The sequence below is a fragment of the Leifsonia sp. 21MFCrub1.1 genome, assembly GCF_900107895.1.
In the GTDB taxonomy this organism is placed as follows: Bacteria; Actinomycetota; Actinomycetes; order Actinomycetales; family Microbacteriaceae; genus Leifsonia; species Leifsonia soli.
In genome coordinates this window covers 1,544,499-1,563,130 of record NZ_LT629867.1, presented here as the reverse complement: position 1 = coordinate 1,563,130, position 18,632 = coordinate 1,544,499, and the positions used below count along the sequence as shown (strand labels likewise).

Here is an 18,632-nt window from a genome sequence, read left to right as displayed (position 1 = left end):
CCTTGTTCTGGGCGATCGCGCGCTGGGCGGGATCGGACGGCCGCGAGGGGCGACCGAGGACGGTGGGCGCGCCGGCGACGGCGCGGAGAGAGGTCATGGACGCGCTGGCGCCGCACGGACCTTCATCAAGTCTACGACCTCGCGGGCCGCCTCGGCGACGTCGTGGTTGACGACCTTGTAGTCGAACTCGTCCTGTGCCGCCAACTCGACCTTCGCCGTCTCGAGGCGGCGCTGCTGCTCGGCCGCGTCCTCCGTGCCGCGCCCGATGAGGCGGCGCACGAGCTCCTCCCACGTCGGCGGGAGCAGGAAGATCAGGCGGGCCTCCGGCATCGACTCACGCACCTGGCGGGCGCCCTGGAGGTCGATCTCGAGCAGGACGCTGCGTCCGGCCGCGAGGGCCTTCTCGATCGGGGCGCGCGGCGTCCCGTAGCGGTAGGCGTTGTGGACCGTGGCGTGCTCCAGCAGTTCGCCTGCGTCGATCATCCGGTCGAATTCGGCGTCGTCCACGAAGTAGTAGTTGACCCCGTCGACCTCGCCGGGCCGCGGCGCACGCGTGGTCGCCGACACCGACAGCAGGACATCGGGATAGTGCTCCCGGATGTACGTGGAGACGGTGCCCTTGCCGACCGCGGTCGGTCCGGCGAGCACGACCAGCCGGTTGCGCTGGCGCGCGCTGCGGTTCTCGCGCTCGATGAGGTACTGCCGCAGGCGCAGCCGCTGGTGCCGCCCCAGGCCGCCGAGGCGCTTCGCCGGCGAGATGGCGAGACGGTCGAGCGCCTCCTGCATCTTGGTGGTGCCGATGGCGGGGACGCTGAGCAGGAACTCGGTCACCCGCAACCGCCCCTCGACGCCGTCCGGGTCGGCCGTCGCGCGGTCCAGCACGACGAGCGGCGACACCTCACGCGATGCGATCGACGCCTTCACCACCGCGCGGGCGCGCCGTGCGGCGACGGCGGCCTGCGACGCCGCCTGGCGGTCGACGTCGGGCGGAGCCGGGCGCGTGGGAGCAGAATCCCGGGTGGATGCGGCCTCAGACATACGCGGACCGCACCTCGTCGGCGCGGCGGCCGATCGCCTCGGCCAGCCCGTCCGGTCCGGCACCCAGGAGTCCCCGGGACTCGCTGACGATCACACCGGTCGCGAGCGAGCCGAACAGCCGGGGAGCGTCCTCGACCCGGGCGCCCTGGTGGCCGAACCCCGGCGCGAGCACCGGGAGGGCGGGCGTCCGCTCTCCCGCCGTCGCGACGTCGATCCCGTAGTCCGCCAGCTCGACGGTCGCGCCGAGCACCAGCCCGACCGACCCGAACGGCGCGCCGTCCTGCTGCTCCTGATTGAACGAATGCACGTCTTCGATGATCGCACGAGCGACGGACTGTCCCGCCCGCGGCCCGGAGCGGACGATCGCCTGCTGCACGTCCGCGGCCTCGGGATTCGAGGTCGCCGCCAGCACGAACAGGCCCTTGCCGGCCCTCTCGCCGAGCGCCATGGCGTCCGCGAGCGACCCGACGCCCTGGTAGGCGGCAACGGTCATCGCGTCGGCCTCCAGCGGAGATCCCGGGGTCAGCCACGCCTCCGCGTATGCCGTCACGCTCGTCCCGATGTCCCCGCGCTTCACGTCGGCGATCACCAGGAGGTCGGCGGCGCGCGCGGCGGCGAGCACTTCTTCGAGCGCGCGGTAGCCCGCCGAGCCGAAGCGCTCGAAGAAAGCCACCTGCGGCTTGACGATCCCCGCCTGCCCGGCGGCGGCCTCCACCACCGTCAGCCCGAAGGAGCGGAGGCCGTCGGCGGACGCCGGCAACCCCCACGCCTCGAGCAGGTGCGCGTGCGGGTCGATGCCGACGCACAGCCGCCCCTGCTCGGCGAACACCGCCGCGAGCCTGTCCCCGAACCGTGCCCCGCGCCCCGCCGACGGCTCCTGAGTTTTTCGGCCCGCCAACGGCGTGTCGGACGGAAAAACTCCGGAATCGCCGGGTTCGAGAGCGGGCGTCGTCATGCGCGGGCGAGCCGCTCGATCGCGTACTGCTGCAGCGACTTCACGTCGAAGCCCTCGCGGATGGCGTCCAGCGACGCGACCGCAGCGCTCAGTTCGGCAATGGTCGTGAACAGCGGCTTGTCGGCCGCGACCGCCGCCGCGCGGATCTCGTACCCGTCGGCGCGCGCCGAGCGCCCGCTCGGGGTGTTGATCACCACATCCACCTCTGCGCGGTTGATGATGTCGACGATCGAGTCGCCTCCGCTCTCCTGGGCCTCGCTGTGCTTGCGCACGATGCGCGCCGCGATGCCGTTGCGGTTCAGCACCTCGGCCGTCCCCTCGGTCGCGACGATCTCGAAGCCGAGCTGGTGCAGCCGGAGCACCGGAAGCACCACCGCGCGCTTGTCGCGGTCGGAGACCGAGACGAAGGCCGTGCCGCCCAGCGGCATGCCGCCGTACGCGGCCGACTGGCTCTTCGCGAAGGCCGTCGGGAAGTCCTTGTCGATGCCCATGACCTCGCCGGTGGAGCGCATCTCCGGGCCGAGCACCGAGTCGACGACCGTGCCCTCCTTCGTGCGGAACCGCTTGAACGGCAGCACGGCCTCCTTCACGGCGACCGGCGAGTCCATCGGGATGCGCGAGCCGTCCTGCTCGGGGAGCAGCCCCTCGGCGACCAGGTCGGCGATCGTCTCGCCGACCATGATCCGCGACGCGGCCTTGGCGAGCGGGATGCCGAGCGCCTTGGACACGAACGGCACGGTGCGCGAGGCGCGCGGGTTGGCCTCGAGCACGTAGAGCACGCCGGCCCCGATCGCGAACTGCACGTTCAGCAGACCACGGACGCCGATCCCTTCGGCGATCTTCCTGGTCGCGTCGCGCACCCGGTCGATCTCGCGGCGGCCGAGCGTGATCGGCGGCAGGGTGCACGACGAGTCGCCGGAGTGCACACCGGCCTCCTCGATGTGCTCCATCACGCCGCCGATGTACAGCCGATCTCCGTCGAACAGGGCGTCGACGTCGATCTCGATCGCGTCGTCAAGGAACCGGTCGACCAGCAGCGGATGCGACGGGCCGACGATCCCCTGGCCGGCGACGCGCTCGAAGTAGTCCGCGAGCGATGCGCTGTCGTAGACGATCTCCATGCCGCGGCCGCCGAGCACGAAGCTCGGGCGCACCAGCACCGGGTAGCCGATCTGCTCCGCGACATGGGAGGCGCTCGGGAAGTCGACGGCCGTGCCGTTGCGCGGCGCGACGAGGCCGGCCTCGTCGAGGATGCCCGAGAACAGTCCGCGCTCCTCCGCCAGGTCGATGGCCTCCGGCGTCGTGCCGAGGATCGGGACGCCTGCGGCCTCCAGACCCTTCGCCAGCCCGAGCGCCGTCTGGCCGCCCAGCTGCACGACGACGCCGACGAGCTCGCCGGACTGCGACTCCGCGTGGATGATCTCCAGCACGTCCTCCAGCGTCAGCGGCTCGAAGTAGAGCCGGTCGCTGGTGTCGTAGTCGGTCGACACCGTCTCCGGGTTGCAGTTGATCATGATCGTCTCGAACCCGGCGTCGTGCAGCGCGAACGACGCGTGCACGCACGAGTAGTCGAACTCGACGCCCTGGCCGATGCGGTTCGGGCCGGAGCCCAGGATGACGACCTTGCGCTTGTCGCTCGGCTCCACTTCGGTCTCCAGGTCGTAGCTGGAGTAGTGGTACGGCGTGAGCGCCGGGAACTCGCCGGCACAGGTGTCGACCGTCTTGTAGACCGGGCGGACACCGAGGATGTGGCGCACCTCGCGCACATCCGCCTCGCCGAAGCCGCGCAGCTCGCCGATCTGCGCGTCCGAGAACCCGTGGTCCTTCGCATAGCGCAGGGTGTCGGTGTCGAGCGTCGGGGCGTCGCGGATCTGGTCGGCGACCTCGTTGATCAGGACGATCTGGTCGATGAACCAGGGGTCGATCTTGGTGGCCTCGAACACCTGCTCCGGGGTCGCACCGAGCCGCAGCGCCTGCTGCACGTCGACGATGCGCCCGTCGGTCGGAGTCGCGATCGAGGCGAGCAGCTCGTCCACCGTCCGGGTCTGCTGGCCCCAGTGGAACGACGAACCGCGCTTCTCGAGCGAGCGGAGCGCCTTCTGCAGCGCCGAGCTGAAGCTGCGGCCGATCGCCATCGCCTCGCCGACGGACTTCATGGTGGTCGTCAGCGTCGGGTCGGCGGCCGGGAACTTCTCGAACGCGAACCGCGGCACCTTGACGACGATGTAGTCGAGCGTCGGCTCGAAGCTCGCCGGCGTCACCTTGGTGATGTCGTTCGGGATCTCGTCCAGGCGGTAGCCGATGGCGAGCTTCGCGGCGATCTTCGCGATCGGGAAGCCGGTCGCCTTCGACGCCAGCGCCGACGAGCGCGAGACGCGCGGGTTCATCTCGATGACGATGATCCGGCCGTTCTCCGGATTCACCGCGAACTGGATGTTGCAGCCGCCGGTGTCGACGCCGACCGCGCGGATGATGTCGATGCCGATATCGCGCATCCGCTGGTACTCGCGGTCCGTCAGCGTGAGCGCCGGGGCGACCGTGATCGAGTCGCCGGTGTGCACGCCGACCGGGTCGACGTTCTCGATGGAGCAGACGACCACCGTGTTGTCGGCGGTGTCGCGCATGAGCTCGAGCTCGTACTCCTTCCAGCCGAGGATGGACTCCTCCAGGAGCACCTCGCTGGTCGGGCTCTGGTGGATGCCGTCCCCGGCGATCCGGCGGAGCTCGTCGGGCGTGTGGGCGAAGCCGGAGCCCAGTCCGCCCATCGTGAACGACGGCCGGACGACGAGCGGGTAGCCGAGGTCCTCGGCGAACTCGAGCGCCTCATCCACCGTGTGCGCGATGTGCGAGCGCGCGACCTCGGCGCCCGCCTCCACGACGAGCTCCTTGAAGATCTGGCGGTCCTCGCCCTTCTGGATCGCCTCGAACTTCGCGCCGATCAGCTCCACGCCGTACTTCTCGAGGATGCCGTGCTCGTGCAGCTGCATGGCCGCGTTGAGCGCCGTCTGCCCGCCCAGGGTCGGCAGGATCGCGTCCGGGCGCTCCTTCGCGATGATCGTCTCGATGACCTGCCAGGTGATCGGCTCGACATAGGTGGCATCGGCGAAGTCGGGGTCGGTCATGATCGTCGCCGGGTTGGAGTTGACGAGGATGACGCGGACGCCCTCCGCCTTCAGCACGCGGCACGCCTGGGTGCCGGAGTAGTCGAACTCGACCGCCTGGCCGATGACGATCGGCCCGGAGCCGATGACCAGCACCGACTGGATGTCGTCACGTTTGGGCATCAGGCGTTCTCCTGGTTCTCGGTGCGGGCTGACGGGTCGGCGGGCGCGGTGTGCTGCGCCTTGACCATGTCGAGGAAGCGGTCGAAGAGGTAGTTGGCGTCGTGCGGGCCGGCGGCCGCCTCCGGGTGGTACTGCACGCTGAACGCGTTCAGGTCGAGGCAGTTCAGTCCCTCGACGACGTTGTCGTTGAGCGAGAAGTGGCTCACCTCGACGCGGCCGAAACCGGCGGGCGAGTCGAAGGACGCGTCGATCGGCGCCTTCACCGCGAAGCCGTGGTTCTGCGCGGTGATCTCGACCCGGCCGGTGCGCTTGTCGAGCACCGGCTGGTTGATCCCGCGGTGGCCGAACGGCAGCTTGTAGGTGTCGAGGCCGAGCGCGCGGCCGAGCAGCTGGTTGCCGAAGCAGATGCCGAAGTACGGCAGGCCCGCCCGCAGTGTCTCCTGGAGCAGCGCGACGTGCTTGTCGGAGGCCTGCGGGTCACCGGGCCCGTTCGAGAAGAACAGGGCGGAGACGCCGAGGTCGAGCACATCCTGCGCGGTCACCTGCTGCGGGAGGACGTGGATGTCGAGCCCGCGGGCGGCCAGGTTCTCCAGGGTGGACTTCTTGACGCCGAGATCGAGCACGGCGACCGAGCCGACCTTCTCGCCCACCGCCGGGACGGTGTACGGCTCAACCGTCGACACCTCTGCCGACAGGTTGCGGCCCTTCATCGGTGCGCCGGCGAGGACGAGGTCGAGCTGCTCGCTGTCGCTCAGCGCGAAGTCGTCTCCCGAGAAGATGCCGGCGCGCATGGCTCCGGCCGAGCGGATGTGACGGGTCACGGCGCGCGTGTCGATGCCGCTGATCCCGACGACGCCCTGAGCGACCAGGTCGTCGTCGAGGCTCCGCTGGGCGCGGAAGTTGGAAACGACACGGCTGGGCTCGCGGACGACGTACCCGGCGACCCAGATCTGACGGGACTCCATGTCCTCGTCGTTCGTCCCGGTGTTGCCGATGTGCGGCGCCGTCATGAGGACGATCTGGCCCGCGTACGACGGGTCGGTCAGCGTCTCCTGGTAGCCGGTCATGCCGGTGGCGAACACGGCCTCGCCGAGCGTGCGCCCGCGGGCGCCGTACGCCCGGCCGACGTACCGTTTTCCGTCTTCGAGGACGAGCACTGCGGGTTCTGCAGCGAGCACGTCACACCTCCTTGTCGTTCGGGCGGTCGACGCCCGTCGTGTCGGCGCCGGGCGTCTCCGCACCGGCCGTGCCCGCGGAGTCCGTCCGGGGCACGAGATCTTCGATGGCCGCTGCGAGCTGCGCGCGGCCGGCCGGGTCGACGACCCGGACGTAGCTGTCGGCGGCGGTGCCGCCGCTGGTGGTCCAGCCGAGGCGGAGAAGGCCGTCCTTCTCGACGACGCGGTCGATGGCGACGCTCGCCGCGCCGACGCCGGTGACGACGGCCGCCGGGACGAACACCGGCTGCTCGCCCGTCACCGCGAGCTCGACGCCCTCGGGCCGGACGGTCACCGTCGCCGTCCCGCGGAACGCCAGACCGGGCAGGGCGAGCCGCTCCAGGGGCTGCCCGGCGCGGGTCGTCGCGACGTACAGCGCCTCGATGGAGGCGGTCGGCGCACTCAGCGTTCCCGGGATCGAGTAGCCGCCGCCGGATGCGGTGTCGCGCTGCACGCGCCGGCGCCAGCCGACGACCGCGAGGGCGATCACGATGACGACGACCGCGAGGATCCCGAGGGTGGGCAGCACCTTATCCACGCGCCCCCACCTCCTCCACGTCGACGACCCTGCCGTCGAGAACGGTCGGCCGGCCCTGGTGGAAGGTCGCCACCACGCGGCCGGGCAGCGTCAGCCCCAGGTAGGGCGAGTTGACGCCCTTCCCGGCGAGGTCGCCGGTCGAGAAGGTGCGCGACGCGGTCGGGTCGTAGAGGAAGAGGTTCGCGGCGGCGCCGGCGGCGAGCGGAGCGCCGTGGCCGTCCAGCCGTCCGATCCGCGCCGGAGCGGCGGACAGCACCCGGGCGATGTCGGCCCAGCCGAGCATCCCGTTGTCCACGACCGAGGCCTGCACGACGGGCAGGGCGGACTCGAGTCCGACCATGCCGAAGGCGGCCGCATCCCACTCGCAGTCCTTGGACTCGACCGGATGCGGAGCATGGTCGGTCGCCACGATGTCGATCGTGCCGTCGGCGAGGCCGGCGCGGAGCGCCTCCACGTCCTCGCGGCGGCGGAGCGGCGGGTTGACCTTGTACCGCGCGTCGTACCCGGTCGCCAGCTCCTCGGTGAGGGCCAGGTGGTGCGGGGTGACCTCGGCCGTCACGTCGATGCCGCGGGCCTTCGCCCAGCGGATGACGTCGACGCTGCCCGCCGTCGAGACGTGGCAGACGTGCAGGCGCGATCCGACGTGCTCGGCGAGCAGCACATCCCGCGCGATGATCGACTCCTCGGCCACCGCGGGCCAGCCCGCCAAGCCGAGCTCGCCGGAGAGAGCGCCCTCGTTCATCTGGGCGCCCTCGGTCAGCCGCGGCTCCTGCGCGTGCTGCGCGATCACGCCGTCGAACGCCTTCACGTACTCCAGCGCCCGGCGCATCAGCAGCGGGTCGGAGACGCATTTGCCGTCGTCCGAGAACACCCGGACGCGGGCGCGGGACTCCGCCATCGCCCCCAGCTCGGCGAGACGCTCGCCGGCGAGGCCGACCGTCACAGCGCCGATCGGGCGCACGGTCGCATAGCCGGCCGCCTCGCCCAGGCTCAGCACCTGCTCCACGACACCGGCGGTGTCGGCGACCGGCGACGTGTTCGCCATGGCGAACACGGCCGTGAATCCGCCGGCGGCTGCGGCGCGCGTGCCGGTCAGGACGGTCTCGCTCTGCTCGTAGCCGGGCTCGCGCAGGTGCGTGTGCAGGTCGACCAGCCCGGGCAGCGCGAGCAGCCCGTCCGCGTCGATCGCCGTCGCGCCCGCCGCGCTCACCCCCGAGCCGGTCTCGACGATCCGGCCGCCCTCGACCAGCAGGTCGGTCCGGGTGCCGTCGGCCAGCGTCGCGCCGCCGATCAGGAATCTCTCGTCCACACTCACCTCACACCGCCTGGCCGTACCTGTTCGGGACCTGCACCCGACAGCAGCAGGTACAGGGCTGCCATCCGCACGGAGACGCCGTTCGCGACCTGCTCCCGGACCGTCGAGCGCGGCGAGTCCGCGGCCGCGGCCGAGATCTCCAGCCCGCGGTTCATCGGTCCCGGGTGCATCACAATGCTATCGGCCCGCAGCCGGCCCAAACGCTCCTCGTCCAGCCCCCAGCGCCGCGAGTACTCGCGCGTGTTGGGGAAGAACGCCGCATTCATCCGCTCCGCCTGGATGCGCAGCATCATCACGACGTCGGGACCGGCGGCGATGGCGGCGTCGAGGTCGTACCCGACGGTGGCGGGCCAGCCGGACACATCCACCGGCAGTAGGGTCGGGGGCGCGACCAGGGTGACGTGCGCGCCGAGCGTCCGCAGCAGCCACACGTTGGAGCGCGCGACGCGCGAGTGCAGGATGTCGCCGACGATCGCGACGCTCACCCCGTCGAGGTCCTTGCCGCGCGACGCCGTGCCGTGGAGGCGGCGACGCATGGTGAACGCGTCCAGGAGCGCCTGCGTCGGGTGCTCGTGGGTGCCGTCGCCGGCGTTCACGATGCCGGCGTCGATCCAGCCACTCGTCGCCAGGGTCTGCGGGGCGCCCGACGACCCGTGCCGGATCACCACGGCGTCCGCGCCCATGGCCTGCAGGGTCTGGGCGGTGTCCTTGAGGCTCTCGCCCTTGGAGACGCTCGACCCCTTCGCGGAGAAGTTGATCACATCGGCCGAGAGGCGCTTCGCGGCGGCCTCGAACGAGATGCGCGTGCGGGTGGAGTCCTCGAAGAACAGGTTCACGACGGTCTTGCCGCGCAGCGTCGGGAGCTTCTTGACCTCGCGGTCCTGCACATCCGCCATGTCCTCAGCGATGTCGAGCAGCCGGATGGCGTCCTCGCGCGGCAGGTCGCGGGTGGAGAGCAGATGCCTCATGCGTCGCTCCCCTGCCCGGCGCCGGTGTCCGTGCCCGGCTCCTCGATCGTGACCGACTCGTCGCCGTCGACGTCGGTGAGGCGGACGTAGATGCGCTCCGCTGCGGCCGACGGCAGGTTCTTCCCGACGAAGTCGGCGCGGATCGGCAGCTCGCGGTGGCCGCGGTCGACGAGCACGGCGAGGCGGACGGCCCGCGGGCGTCCGAGGTCGCTCACCGCGTCGAGCGCCGCGCGGATGGTGCGGCCGGAGAAGAGCACGTCGTCGACCAGCACGACGGTCTTTCCGTCGATCGGCCCGGGCAGCGATGTCGGCTGCGGCGTGCGGGTGGGATGCCGCGAGAGGTCGTCGCGGTACATGGTCACGTCGAGCGCGCCGACGATGTCCGCAGGCGACGCGACGGCCGCCGGTTCGATGCGCTGGATGTTCTCGGCGATCCGCCGCGCGAGCACGACGCCGCGGGTCGGGATCCCGAGGATCACCAGATCGTCCGTTCCCCGGTTGGACTCCAGGATCTCGTGAGAGATCCGAGTCAACGCCCGGGCGATGTCAGCTTGATGCAGCACGGTGCGCGCCGTCATGCCGACCTCCTTCCCCGCCTCACAGGACGGCTCTTAAAGGATGCCTACCTGCCCCACCCTACCAGCCTCCCGCCGTCCGCTCCCGCAGGCCGCTCCCGCCGCATCCACCCGCTGCAAACGGAGGAGTCCGCAGGCATCCGCCCTCGAATCCCCTCCCTTTCCCGCCGACACGCCGGCGAGGCGGCCGGAAGTCCTCCGTTTCTCCGCGACGCCCACCCGTCGGCGCGGACGCGCGAAACGGAGGAGGTGGGACGCGACACGCCGAGGGGATGCACGAAACGGAGGAACCGGCGGACGCGCGCTCGGCGATGTCCTCCGATTCGGACGGGGTCAGTGGTCGGCGAGGAACGCCGTGAACGCCTTCTTGTCGGAGATGCCGCCGGGATACTGCTTCCCGTTCACGAGCACGGTCGGGGTGCCCTTGATGGTGTCGAGCACCTTCCGGCCGTCCACCTCGATCGGGCCCTTCTGCGAGTGCGCGGTGTTCGCCTGCGCCCACGCCTGGTATGGACCGCTGTCCGCAAGGCACGAGGCGATGTCGCCGGCGCCGGCGTCGCTCGCGCGCTTGGCCAGCTGCTTGTCGGTGAGCCCGTCGGAGTTCTCCTCCGGCTGGTCCGTGAACAGCGCCTGGTAGAACGGCAGCACCGCGCGCTGGTCGCTCACGGCGACGCAGGTCAGCGCTGCGGCCGCCCTGGTCGAGTACCCCGTGCCGTTGGAGGCGGCGTCGAGGAACGTGAGCGGGTGCAGCCGGAGCGTGATCGAGCCGTCGTCGACCGCGTTCGCCAGCGTCGTGCCGTTCGCCTGCTCGAACGCGCCGCACACCGGGCACATCGCGTCGAACCAGATGTCGACCTTCTTCGCCCCGTCGCCCGCGGTGATGAAGCCGCCGTCGAAGTCCACCGCCCCGTCGGTCCCCGTCGGCGGCTTGTCGGTCGCCACCGGGACGTTGGATGCTCCGCCGAGCAGCGAGCACGCCGCGACCCCGGCGACCACGCCGACGGCCAGTGCGGCGGCCGCGGCCATCCGGACGATCCGGCGGCGCACACCCGTGCGCGCGCCGGCGATGCGATCTTCGGCAGTCCTCATGCGGTCCTCGGTGTTCAGGCCCGGGTGTGGGCGATCTTGGCGAGCAGGCCGTTCACGAAGCCGGCCGAGTCGTCCGTCGACAGCACCGTGGCCGCCTCGACCGCCTCGGAGATCGCGACGCCCTCTGGCACCTCGTCGTTGAACAGCACCTCCCAGACGCCGATGCGCAGGATCGCGCGATCGACGGCGGGCATGCGGGCCAGGGTCCAGCCCTGGGCGTAGGTCTCGATCAGCTCGTCGATCTCGTCCTGGTGCTCGATGACGCCGTCGAGGATCTCGCGCGCGTAGAGCCAGGACGCCTCACGCGCCGGCTCGTTCGCGGCGCGCTCCGCCTCGGTGGCCAGCGCCTGCCGGAGAGGCGTCTGCCGCAGGTCCGCGCTGTAGAGCACGTCGAGCGCGCGTTTGCGCGCCTTGGTCCGAGCGCTCATTCAGTCGTTGACGCGGCCGAGGTAGTCGCCCGTGCGAGTGTCGACCTTGACCTTGGTGCCGGTCTCGAGGAACAGCGGGACCTGAATCTGGTAGCCGGTCTCGACCGTCGCGGGCTTGGTGCCGCCGGTGGAGCGGTCGCCCTGCAGGCCCGGCTCGGTGTAGGTGATCTCCAGCACGACGGAGGCCGGGAGCTCGACGTAGAGCGGGGAGCCCTCGTGCAGCGCGACGGTGACGTTCTGGTTCTCGAGCATGAAGTTGGCGGCCTCGCCGACGACCGGGCCTGGGATGGTGATCTGGTCGTAGTCCGACGTGTCCATGAACACGAAGTCGGCGCCGTCCTGGTACAGGTACTGGTAGTCGCGGCGGTCGACGTTGGTGATGTCGATCTTGGCACCGGCGTTGTAGGTGCGGTCGACGGTCTTGCCAGTCGTGACGTTCTTCAGCTTGGTCCGGACGAAGGCGCCGCCCTTGCCCGGCTTGACGTGCTGGAACTCGATCACGGTCCAGAGCTGTCCGTCGATGCTGAGGACGACGCCGTTCTTGATGTCAGCGGTAGAGGCCAAGGGGATGTTTCCGTTCGCTCGGTGTGAAGATTCGGGTGGTGCCGCGCTTCGCTCCGGAGGCGGCCCACAGTCGGCCGCGCACGGCGGCCCCCAGAGATTCTAGACGTCAGCGGGCGTTTCGGCGAATGAAGGCGAGCGCCAGCCGGTACGACTCGAACCCGAACCCGGCGATGACGCCCGTGGCCACGGCGGTGAGGACGCTGGTGTGCCGGAACTCCTCGCGGGCGTGCGGATTCGACAGGTGCACCTCGACCACGGTGCCTCCGGCGGTCGTCACGAGGGACACCGCGTCCCGCACGGCGTACGAGTAGTGCGTCCACGCGCCGGCGTTCAGGATGACGGGAGCGCCCGTGTCCGCCGCCTCGTGCAGCCAGCGCAGCAGCTCGCCTTCGTCGTCCGTCTGGCGCAGGTCGATCGTGTCATCTCCGGCGTCCTCCACGAGGACGGCGCGCAGGTCCTCGAGGGTGCCAGAGCCGTAGACGTCGGGCTCGCGGGTGCCCAGGCGCCCGAGATTGGGTCCGTTCAGGACGAGGATGCTCGTCACGTCACTCCTCCCCGTCCTTCAGCGGGCGCACGCGCACCGCCGACCAGGTGTCGTCCACCGCGATGTTGCTGACACCGCGCCAGCCGTAGGCACGGGCTTCGCCCGCGACGACGTCACGGTTGACGTCGGCACGGCCGCCCTTCGGGTACACCACCCAGACCGCTCGTGCCCCCGCGGCGACCGGCAGCTGTTCTGCGTAGCGCGCCAGCAGCTCGTCGCGGGTCCGGATCACCGTCGCGACGATCGCGGCCGACGCCACCGGCGCCTCCGTCGCGCCGTCGGGCAGAGCACCGAGCAGGGCACGGTCGTCGTCGCCGGCGACCACCAGGGCGATCCCGTCGCCGGGCTTGGCCTGGAATCTCTGCAGCACGGTCTTCTCGCTCACGAGCCCACCTCCTGGTATGCGGCGAACAGCAGGCTCTGGTCCGGCCCGGCCAGCACGGTGGGCCGGGCGACGTCGTCGAGCACGATGAACCGCAGCATACTGCCCCGCGCCTTCTTGTCGCGCTGCATCGAGGCGAGGAGGGTCTGCCAGCGGCCCAGTGGGTACGACACCGGCAGGGTCAGCGACTCGAGGATGCGCCGGTGCCGGTCGACCACCTCGTCGCTCAGCCGCCCGCTCAGCCGCGCCAGCTCCGCCGCGAACACCATCCCGACGGAGACGGCAGCGCCGTGACGCCACTGGTACCGCTCGGCGTGCTCGATCGCGTGTCCGAGCGTGTGGCCGTAGTTGAGGATCTCGCGCAGGCCCTGCTCGGTGAAGTCCTCCCCCACGACGCGCGCCTTGATGCCGATGGACAGCTCCACCAGCCGGCGCAGCTCCGGCGTCTCCGGGTCGGTCGCCCGGTCGACGTCCGCCTCGATGATGTCGAGGATCTCCGGCTCGGCGATGAAGCCGTACTTCACGACCTCCGCGAACCCGGCGAGGATCTCGTTCTTCGGCAGCGACGTGAGGGTGTCGAGGTCGCAGATCACCGCGTCCGGTGCGTAGAACGCGCCGACGAGGTTCTTGCCCTCCGCGGTGTTGATGCCGGTCTTGCCGCCGACCGCCGCATCCACCATGCCGAGCAGCGTCGTCGGCACCTGGATCAGCTTGACGCCGCGCAGCCAGGTCGCGGCGACGAAGCCGGCCAGGTCGGTCACGGCGCCGCCTCCGAACCCGATCACGGCGTCGGACCGCGTGAAGTCGGCCTGCCCCATGATCCCCCACAGGAACGACGCGACCTCGACGCGCTTGGCGGCCTCCGCATCCGGGACCTCGGCGAGAAGCACCTCGTAGCGGTCGACGAGGGACTCGCGCAGTTCGGCCGCAGCGGCGCCGAGGGTCGGCGGGTGCACGACGAGCACCTTGGCGACCGCGTTCCCGAGGTGCGGTGCGAGCTCCAGCCGGAGCCCGCGGCCCACGATCACCGGGTACGGGTGCGCACCGGGGACCAGGATCTCGGTGGGGGCGTCGGTCATGCGTGTCCTTCCTTCTGCGACTCGACCCACGCCGCGATCTCCTCGACGATGGTGTCGATGGGACGCGACGAGGTGTCGGCCGTGTAGTCGGCGAGCGAGTGGTAGAGGTCGCTCCGGGCCGCGACGAGGCGCTTCCAGGACTCGAGGTCGGTGACGAGCGGCCGTTTGGCGTTGTCGATGCGGCGGGCGATCGCCTCCGGCCGCACCGTCAGCAGCACGACGCGGGTCTCGGCGAGGTCGGCCTGGGTCGCCGGGTCGAGCACGGCTCCCCCGCCGAGCGACACGACGCCGGGCTCGCGCACCGCCTCGGCGACCGCCGCGCGCTCGAGCTGCCGGAAGTACGGCTCGCCGTGCTCGGCGAACAGAGCCGGGATGGGGCCGTGCTGCGCGACGACGACGGCGTCGGTGTCGACGAACGGCAGGTGCAGCCGGCGCGCCAGGCGCTTGCCGACCCGCGTCTTGCCGGCCGCGGGCGGACCGATCAGGACGACGGGCGTCGAGAGCTCGGACGACACGGCGTCAGGCGTAGGGTGCGCTGACGCGCTCGGTCGTGAGGTTCTCCGGGATGCTGGCCAGGTACGCGTGGAGGTTGCGGGCCGTCTCGCCGATCGAGTCGCCGCCGAACTTCTCCAGCACGGCGTTCGCGAGCACGAGCGCGACCATGGCCTCGGCGACCACCCCGGCGGCGGGAACCGCGCAGACGTCGGAGCGCTGGTGGTGCGCCGGTGCGGCCTCGCTCGTGGCCACATCCACCGTGCGCAGCGCGTGCGGGACGGTCGCGATCGGCTTCATCCCCGCGCGGACGCGCAGGACGCCGCCGGTGCTCATGCCGCCCTCGGTTCCGCCGGCCTTGTCGCTGGTGCGCGCGATCGCGCCGTCGCCCGCGACGAGCTCGTCGTGGGCCTCGGAGCCGCGGCGCCTGGTCGTGAGGAACCCGTCGCCGATCTCGACGCCCTTGATCGCCTGGATGCCCATCAGAGCGGCGGCGAGCTGCGCGTCCAGCTTGCGGTCCCAGTGGACGTGCGAGCCGAGCCCCGGCGGGACGCCGTACGCGAGCACCTCGACGACGCCGCCGAGGGTGTCGCCGTCCTTGTGCGCCGCATCCACCTCGGCGACCATCCGCTCGGAGGTGGCCGGGTCGAAGCAGCGCAGCGGGTCGGCGTCGAGCGTGTCGACGTCCGACGGTCGGGGCAGCGGCGCGCCTTCCGGCACCCGGACGGGGCCGATGGAGAGGGTGTGGCTCACGAGCGTGATGCCCAGCTCGTTGAGGAACGAGCGGGCGACCGCTCCCAGCGAGACGCGGGCGGCGGTCTCCCGGGCGCTCGCGCGCTCCAGGATCGGGCGCGCCTCGTCGAAGCCGTACTTCTGCATGCCGACGAGATCGGCGTGGCCGGGGCGCGGGCGGGTCAGCGCCGCACCGCGACCGGACTTCAGCACCTCCGGGTCGACCGGCTCCGGGCTCATCACGTCGACCCACTTCGGCCACTCGGTGTTGCCGATGCGCAGAGCGATCGGGCTGCCCAGGCTGAGGCCGTGACGGACGCCTCCGGAGACCGCCAGCGCGTCCTGCTCGAACTTCATGCGCGCGCCGCGGCCGTACCCGAGCTTGCGGCGTGCCAGATCGGCACGGATCGCATCGAGCGAGACCGGGACCCCGGCGGGAAGACCCTCCAGGACGGCGATGAGTTCGGGACCGTGGGATTCCCCGGCCGTGAGCCAACGAAGCATGCTTCGATTCTGGCACAGCGCAGTGGTGCGACCGCGCGCTCAGTCCTCCAGCGGGGAGCCCTGCTCGTCGATGCCGACGGCGTCCAGCATGGCCGAGAGCACGGCCTCCTCGTCCTCCAGCGGCTGCAGCGGATCGCCCGAGACGAACACGCGCACCTGCAGAAGGGCCTGGTGCGCGAGCATGGCGAGGCCGGACACGACCCGGCCGCCCACCGCCTCCCACTGACGGGCCAGCGGCGTCGGCCACGGCTCGTACGCGACGTCGAACAGCACGGACCGGCGCCGGGTGGAGTCGGTGTAGACCGCCTCGGTGGTGGTTCCGCCCGGCAGGGTGCTGATCACGAGGTCCGGCACGTCGAGCGAGCGGTCCGCCTGCGCGAACGGTCGGATGCGGACACGGAGGCCGAGCTCGTTCGCGAGCGGTTCGATCCACGCGCTGCGCTCGAGGTCGCGCACGTGCGCGTCGACCCTGTCCGCACCGAGCTCGGCCGCGGCGACGAGCGCGGACGCCGCCGTGGCTCCCCCGCCCAGGATGTGCACATAGTGCGCCTGCTCGAGTCCGGCCGCCTGCAGGGCGCGGACGATGCCGGCGACGTCGGTGTTGAAGCCGCGGACGGCCTCGCCGTCGAGGAGCACGGTGTTCGCGCCGCCGGTCTGCTCCGCGATGCGGTCGGTCTCCGTCAGAAGCGGGAGCACGGCCTTCTTCAACGGCATCGTGAGCGAGAGCCCGCGCCACTCCGGGCCGAGGTTCGCGAGGAACTCCGGCAGGGCGTCCTCCGTGACGTCGACGGCCTCGTAGGACCAGTCCAGCCCGAGCGCGTCGTACGCGGCCCGGTGGAGTTGCGGCGACCGGGAGTGGCCGATCGGCGACCCGAGCACCGCGAGCCGGCGGCTGGGTGCCTTCGGGGTGCGGGGCTTGGATGCCGTCGGCTTCGAGCCGGACTTGGCCGTGCCCTTCGCTGCCGTCTTCGCGGGTGCCTTCGCGGCGGCGCGTTCCGGCGCGGGCTGCGGGGCGGGCTCCTGCTCCTGCTCGGCCGGCGCCTCCGGCGCGTCGTGCGGAGCCTCCCGCTCGACGGCGTCCTCCGCCTCCTCGACCGCCGACTCCTCGGCCTCGCGCTCGAGCTCCGCCTCCACGAGTGCGGCGATCGACGTCTCCGCCGACGCCTCCGACACGCCGTCCTCGACGGCGGCCCGCTCATCGGCGTCGGACGGCGACTCGTCGACCGCGTCGTCCTCGAGCACCGCGGGCTCCGCCACGTCCTCGTCGCGCCGCTGCTTGCTCGTGTCATCCATAGCCGGGGTTGTCCTTCATCCACTGCTGCCATTTCTCCACAGCGGCATCGTGCTCCGCCTGCGTTGTGGAGAAGATCGTCTCTCCGGTCTGGAGGTTCCAGGTCACGAAGTACATCCAGGTGCCGTCCGCGGGATGCTGCACCGCGTTGATCGCCAGGTCGCCGGGGTTCGAGATCGGTCCGACCGGCAGGCCCGAGTGCACGTACGTGTTGTACGGGTTCGCGGCGTCCTCGCGTTCTGCGTCGGTCGTCTCCACCCGGTCGGTGTGACCGGTGCCGTACGCGACCGTCGCGTCCGACTGGAGGTCCCAGCCCTGCGCCAGGCGGTTCAGGAAGACGCGGGCCACCTTCGGGTAGTCGTCCTTCAGCCCCGCCTCCCGCTGCACGATCGACGCGAGCACGATGGTGTTCCACCGGTTCTGCGGGGCGACACCGGCCTCGTCGAGCGCCTGGAACATCCGGTCGACCATCGTCTTGATCGCCTGCTGCGCCGTGGTCCCCGGGGCGAAGGTGTACGTCGCAGGGAACAGGAAGCCCTCGAGCGACTTCGCCTCCGGCGGGAGGCCGTACGCCGCGGGGTTCGCCGCGGCGGTCTGGAGGTCGGCGAGCGGGATCTTCGCCGCGTCCGACACCGTCTGCAGGATGTCCTTCTCCGCCGTCCCCTCGGGGATGACCGCCGTGTTCTCCACGCGCGACGCCGGGTCCTTCAGGGCGGCCAGCGCGGCGGCCGCGCTCATCTGCTTCGCCAGCTTGAACACGCCGGGCTGGAACTCGACATCCGGCTTCTGGCGCAGCAGCAGCGAATAGAACGCGTCATACGTCTTGACCACGCCGGCCTTCGCGAGGTTCTCGGAGATCGTGGAGCCGTCGTCGCCGGATGCGATGGTGAACATCACCTCGCCCGTCCCGTTGCCCTTGTAGTCGTTCTCGGGCGGGAAGAGCGCGTTCTGCACCTTGGCGATCTGCGGCTGGAAGATGGCGTACGCGGCGCCGGCCATGCCGCCCAGGATCCCCAGCACGACGATCGTCACGATCAGCCGCTTGACCCAGCGGCGCTTCTTCGGCGGCTCGTCGTGGGACAGGTAGTTCTGCTGACGCCAGACCAGCGGATGCGCGTCGTCCACGGTCTCGTCCTCGGTATCCTCCAGCACGCCGAACACAGTACGCGCAGGGTGGTCGTGGGGCGACGGCGCGTGATCGTCCGCTCCGTGCCGCGCGGCGACGGCGACCGTCTCCGGCTCCTCGACGTGGGTGATCGGTCCGGTGATCACGGCGTCGAAGTCGAGGCCCGCGAGGGCCGCACGATCGGCCGACGTCTCCTGGGCCGGAGTGGGGGACGAGATCGGCGTGCTGTCGTCGAACATCGACCAGGGCGTCGCGGAGGGCGACTGCGCGGCCGAGACCGGGGCGGTGCCAGGTGCGGGCGGTTCCTGAGGCTCTGGCTGCTCCCGCTGCTCGTGCGAGTCCGGCGCCCCCTCGGCCCTGCGCTCCTGCGCCTCACGGGCGGCCCGCGCCTCGCGGCGCGTCATCGGCGGACGCTCGCCGCTGTCCGTCGCCGGCGTCTGCGGCGGCGACGGCGGCCGGTTCACGGCCGGGAAGGCGGGCGGCTCCGGCCGCTCGGGGGGGTTCTGAGCCAAAA

18 protein-coding genes are annotated in these 18,632 nt (G+C 71.4%); all 18 read right to left on the bottom strand.

The window, feature by feature from the left end; all coding sequences use genetic code 11:
- Nucleotides 1-93 precede the first annotated feature (93 nt).
- Nucleotides 94-1,038, bottom strand: a complete 945-nt coding sequence (gmk, locus tag BLW09_RS07385; RefSeq protein ID WP_089910503.1) for a guanylate kinase — start codon at nt 1,036-1,038, stop codon at nt 94-96.
- Nucleotides 1,031-1,993, bottom strand: a complete 963-nt coding sequence (gene pyrF, locus BLW09_RS07380) for an orotidine-5'-phosphate decarboxylase (RefSeq protein WP_442911288.1) — start codon at nt 1,991-1,993, stop codon at nt 1,031-1,033. The genes gmk and pyrF overlap by 8 nt, the downstream gene beginning before the upstream one ends.
- Nucleotides 1,990-5,277, bottom strand: coding sequence for a carbamoyl-phosphate synthase large subunit (carB, locus tag BLW09_RS07375; protein WP_089910497.1), 3,288 nt, complete (start codon nt 5,275-5,277; stop codon nt 1,990-1,992). The genes pyrF and carB overlap by 4 nt, the downstream gene beginning before the upstream one ends.
- Complete coding sequence (gene carA, locus BLW09_RS07370) at nt 5,277-6,455, bottom strand: glutamine-hydrolyzing carbamoyl-phosphate synthase small subunit (protein ID WP_231947116.1); 1,179 nt, start codon at nt 6,453-6,455, stop codon at nt 5,277-5,279. Before carA ends, carB begins: the two co-directional genes overlap by 1 nt.
- Nucleotide 6,456: 1 nt before the next feature.
- The gene (locus BLW09_RS07365; protein ID WP_231947115.1) at nt 6,457-7,029 is read right to left on the bottom strand and encodes a PH-like domain-containing protein; all 573 of its coding nucleotides are present in this window, start codon (nt 7,027-7,029) and stop codon (nt 6,457-6,459) included.
- Nucleotides 7,022-8,338: a dihydroorotase gene (locus BLW09_RS07360; protein WP_089910488.1), complete on the bottom strand. Its 1,317-nt coding sequence runs from the start codon at nt 8,336-8,338 to the stop codon at nt 7,022-7,024. Before BLW09_RS07360 ends, BLW09_RS07365 begins: the two co-directional genes overlap by 8 nt.
- Nucleotides 8,339-8,340: 2 nt before the next feature.
- Nucleotides 8,341-9,312 carry an aspartate carbamoyltransferase catalytic subunit gene (locus BLW09_RS07355; RefSeq protein ID WP_089910485.1) on the bottom strand — a complete coding sequence of 324 codons (972 nt, stop codon included), beginning with the start codon at nt 9,310-9,312 and terminating at the stop codon, nt 8,341-8,343.
- Nucleotides 9,309-9,890 (bottom strand): bifunctional pyr operon transcriptional regulator/uracil phosphoribosyltransferase PyrR, encoded by a 582-nt coding sequence (gene pyrR, locus BLW09_RS07350; protein ID WP_089910482.1) that lies wholly within the window; start codon nt 9,888-9,890, stop codon nt 9,309-9,311. The genes BLW09_RS07355 and pyrR overlap by 4 nt, the downstream gene beginning before the upstream one ends.
- A gap of 330 nt (nt 9,891-10,220) precedes the next feature.
- Nucleotides 10,221-10,976 (bottom strand): DsbA family protein, encoded by a 756-nt coding sequence (locus BLW09_RS07345; protein WP_089910479.1) that lies wholly within the window; start codon nt 10,974-10,976, stop codon nt 10,221-10,223.
- Nucleotides 10,977-10,990: 14 nt separating this feature from the next.
- A complete protein-coding gene (nusB, locus tag BLW09_RS07340; protein WP_089910477.1) occupies nt 10,991-11,404 on the bottom strand; it encodes a transcription antitermination factor NusB in 414 nt (137 codons plus the stop codon).
- Complete coding sequence (gene efp, locus BLW09_RS07335) at nt 11,405-11,968, bottom strand: elongation factor P (RefSeq protein WP_089910474.1); 564 nt, start codon at nt 11,966-11,968, stop codon at nt 11,405-11,407.
- A 106-nt stretch (nt 11,969-12,074) separates the two neighbouring features.
- Complete coding sequence (locus BLW09_RS07330; protein WP_089910471.1) at nt 12,075-12,512, bottom strand: type II 3-dehydroquinate dehydratase; 438 nt, start codon at nt 12,510-12,512, stop codon at nt 12,075-12,077.
- A 1-nt stretch (nt 12,513) separates the two neighbouring features.
- Nucleotides 12,514-12,897 (bottom strand): hypothetical protein, encoded by a 384-nt coding sequence (locus BLW09_RS07325; protein WP_089910468.1) that lies wholly within the window; start codon nt 12,895-12,897, stop codon nt 12,514-12,516.
- Nucleotides 12,894-13,973 carry a 3-dehydroquinate synthase gene (gene aroB, locus BLW09_RS07320; RefSeq protein WP_089910464.1) on the bottom strand — a complete coding sequence of 360 codons (1,080 nt, stop codon included), beginning with the start codon at nt 13,971-13,973 and terminating at the stop codon, nt 12,894-12,896. Before aroB ends, BLW09_RS07325 begins: the two co-directional genes overlap by 4 nt.
- The gene (locus BLW09_RS07315) at nt 13,970-14,488 is read right to left on the bottom strand and encodes a shikimate kinase (protein ID WP_089910461.1); all 519 of its coding nucleotides are present in this window, start codon (nt 14,486-14,488) and stop codon (nt 13,970-13,972) included. The genes aroB and BLW09_RS07315 overlap by 4 nt, the downstream gene beginning before the upstream one ends.
- Nucleotides 14,489-14,492: 4 nt before the next feature.
- Nucleotides 14,493-15,701, bottom strand: a complete 1,209-nt coding sequence (gene aroC, locus BLW09_RS07310; RefSeq protein WP_089910458.1) for a chorismate synthase — start codon at nt 15,699-15,701, stop codon at nt 14,493-14,495.
- A gap of 39 nt (nt 15,702-15,740) precedes the next feature.
- Nucleotides 15,741-16,994 (bottom strand): shikimate dehydrogenase, encoded by a 1,254-nt coding sequence (locus BLW09_RS07305; RefSeq protein ID WP_089910455.1) that lies wholly within the window; start codon nt 16,992-16,994, stop codon nt 15,741-15,743.
- Nucleotides 16,987-18,630: an endolytic transglycosylase MltG gene (gene mltG / locus BLW09_RS07300; RefSeq protein ID WP_231947113.1), complete on the bottom strand. Its 1,644-nt coding sequence runs from the start codon at nt 18,628-18,630 to the stop codon at nt 16,987-16,989. The genes BLW09_RS07305 and mltG overlap by 8 nt, the downstream gene beginning before the upstream one ends.
- Between the last annotated feature and the right edge of the window lie 2 nt (nt 18,631-18,632).

Bases quoted from the DNA above. Each gene is read 5' to 3' on its own strand.
- gmk (WP_089910503.1), bottom strand. From the start codon at position 1,038: ATGTCTGAGGCCGCATCCACCCGGGATTCTGCTCCCACGCGCCCGGCT.
- pyrF (WP_442911288.1), bottom strand. From the start codon at position 1,993: ATGACGACGCCCGCTCTCGAACCCGGCGATTCCGGAGTTTTTCCGTCC.
- carB (WP_089910497.1), bottom strand. From the start codon at position 5,277: ATGCCCAAACGTGACGACATCCAGTCGGTGCTGGTCATCGGCTCCGGG.
- BLW09_RS07355 (WP_089910485.1), bottom strand. From the start codon at position 9,312: ATGAGGCATCTGCTCTCCACCCGCGACCTGCCGCGCGAGGACGCCATC.
- pyrR (WP_089910482.1), bottom strand. From the start codon at position 9,890: ATGACGGCGCGCACCGTGCTGCATCAAGCTGACATCGCCCGGGCGTTG.
- BLW09_RS07345 (WP_089910479.1), bottom strand. From the start codon at position 10,976: ATGAGGACTGCCGAAGATCGCATCGCCGGCGCGCGCACGGGTGTGCGC.
- nusB (WP_089910477.1), bottom strand. From the start codon at position 11,404: ATGAGCGCTCGGACCAAGGCGCGCAAACGCGCGCTCGACGTGCTCTAC.
- aroB (WP_089910464.1), bottom strand. From the start codon at position 13,973: ATGACCGACGCCCCCACCGAGATCCTGGTCCCCGGTGCGCACCCGTAC.
- aroC (WP_089910458.1), bottom strand. From the start codon at position 15,701: ATGCTTCGTTGGCTCACGGCCGGGGAATCCCACGGTCCCGAACTCATC.
- BLW09_RS07305 (WP_089910455.1), bottom strand. From the start codon at position 16,994: ATGGATGACACGAGCAAGCAGCGGCGCGACGAGGACGTGGCGGAGCCC.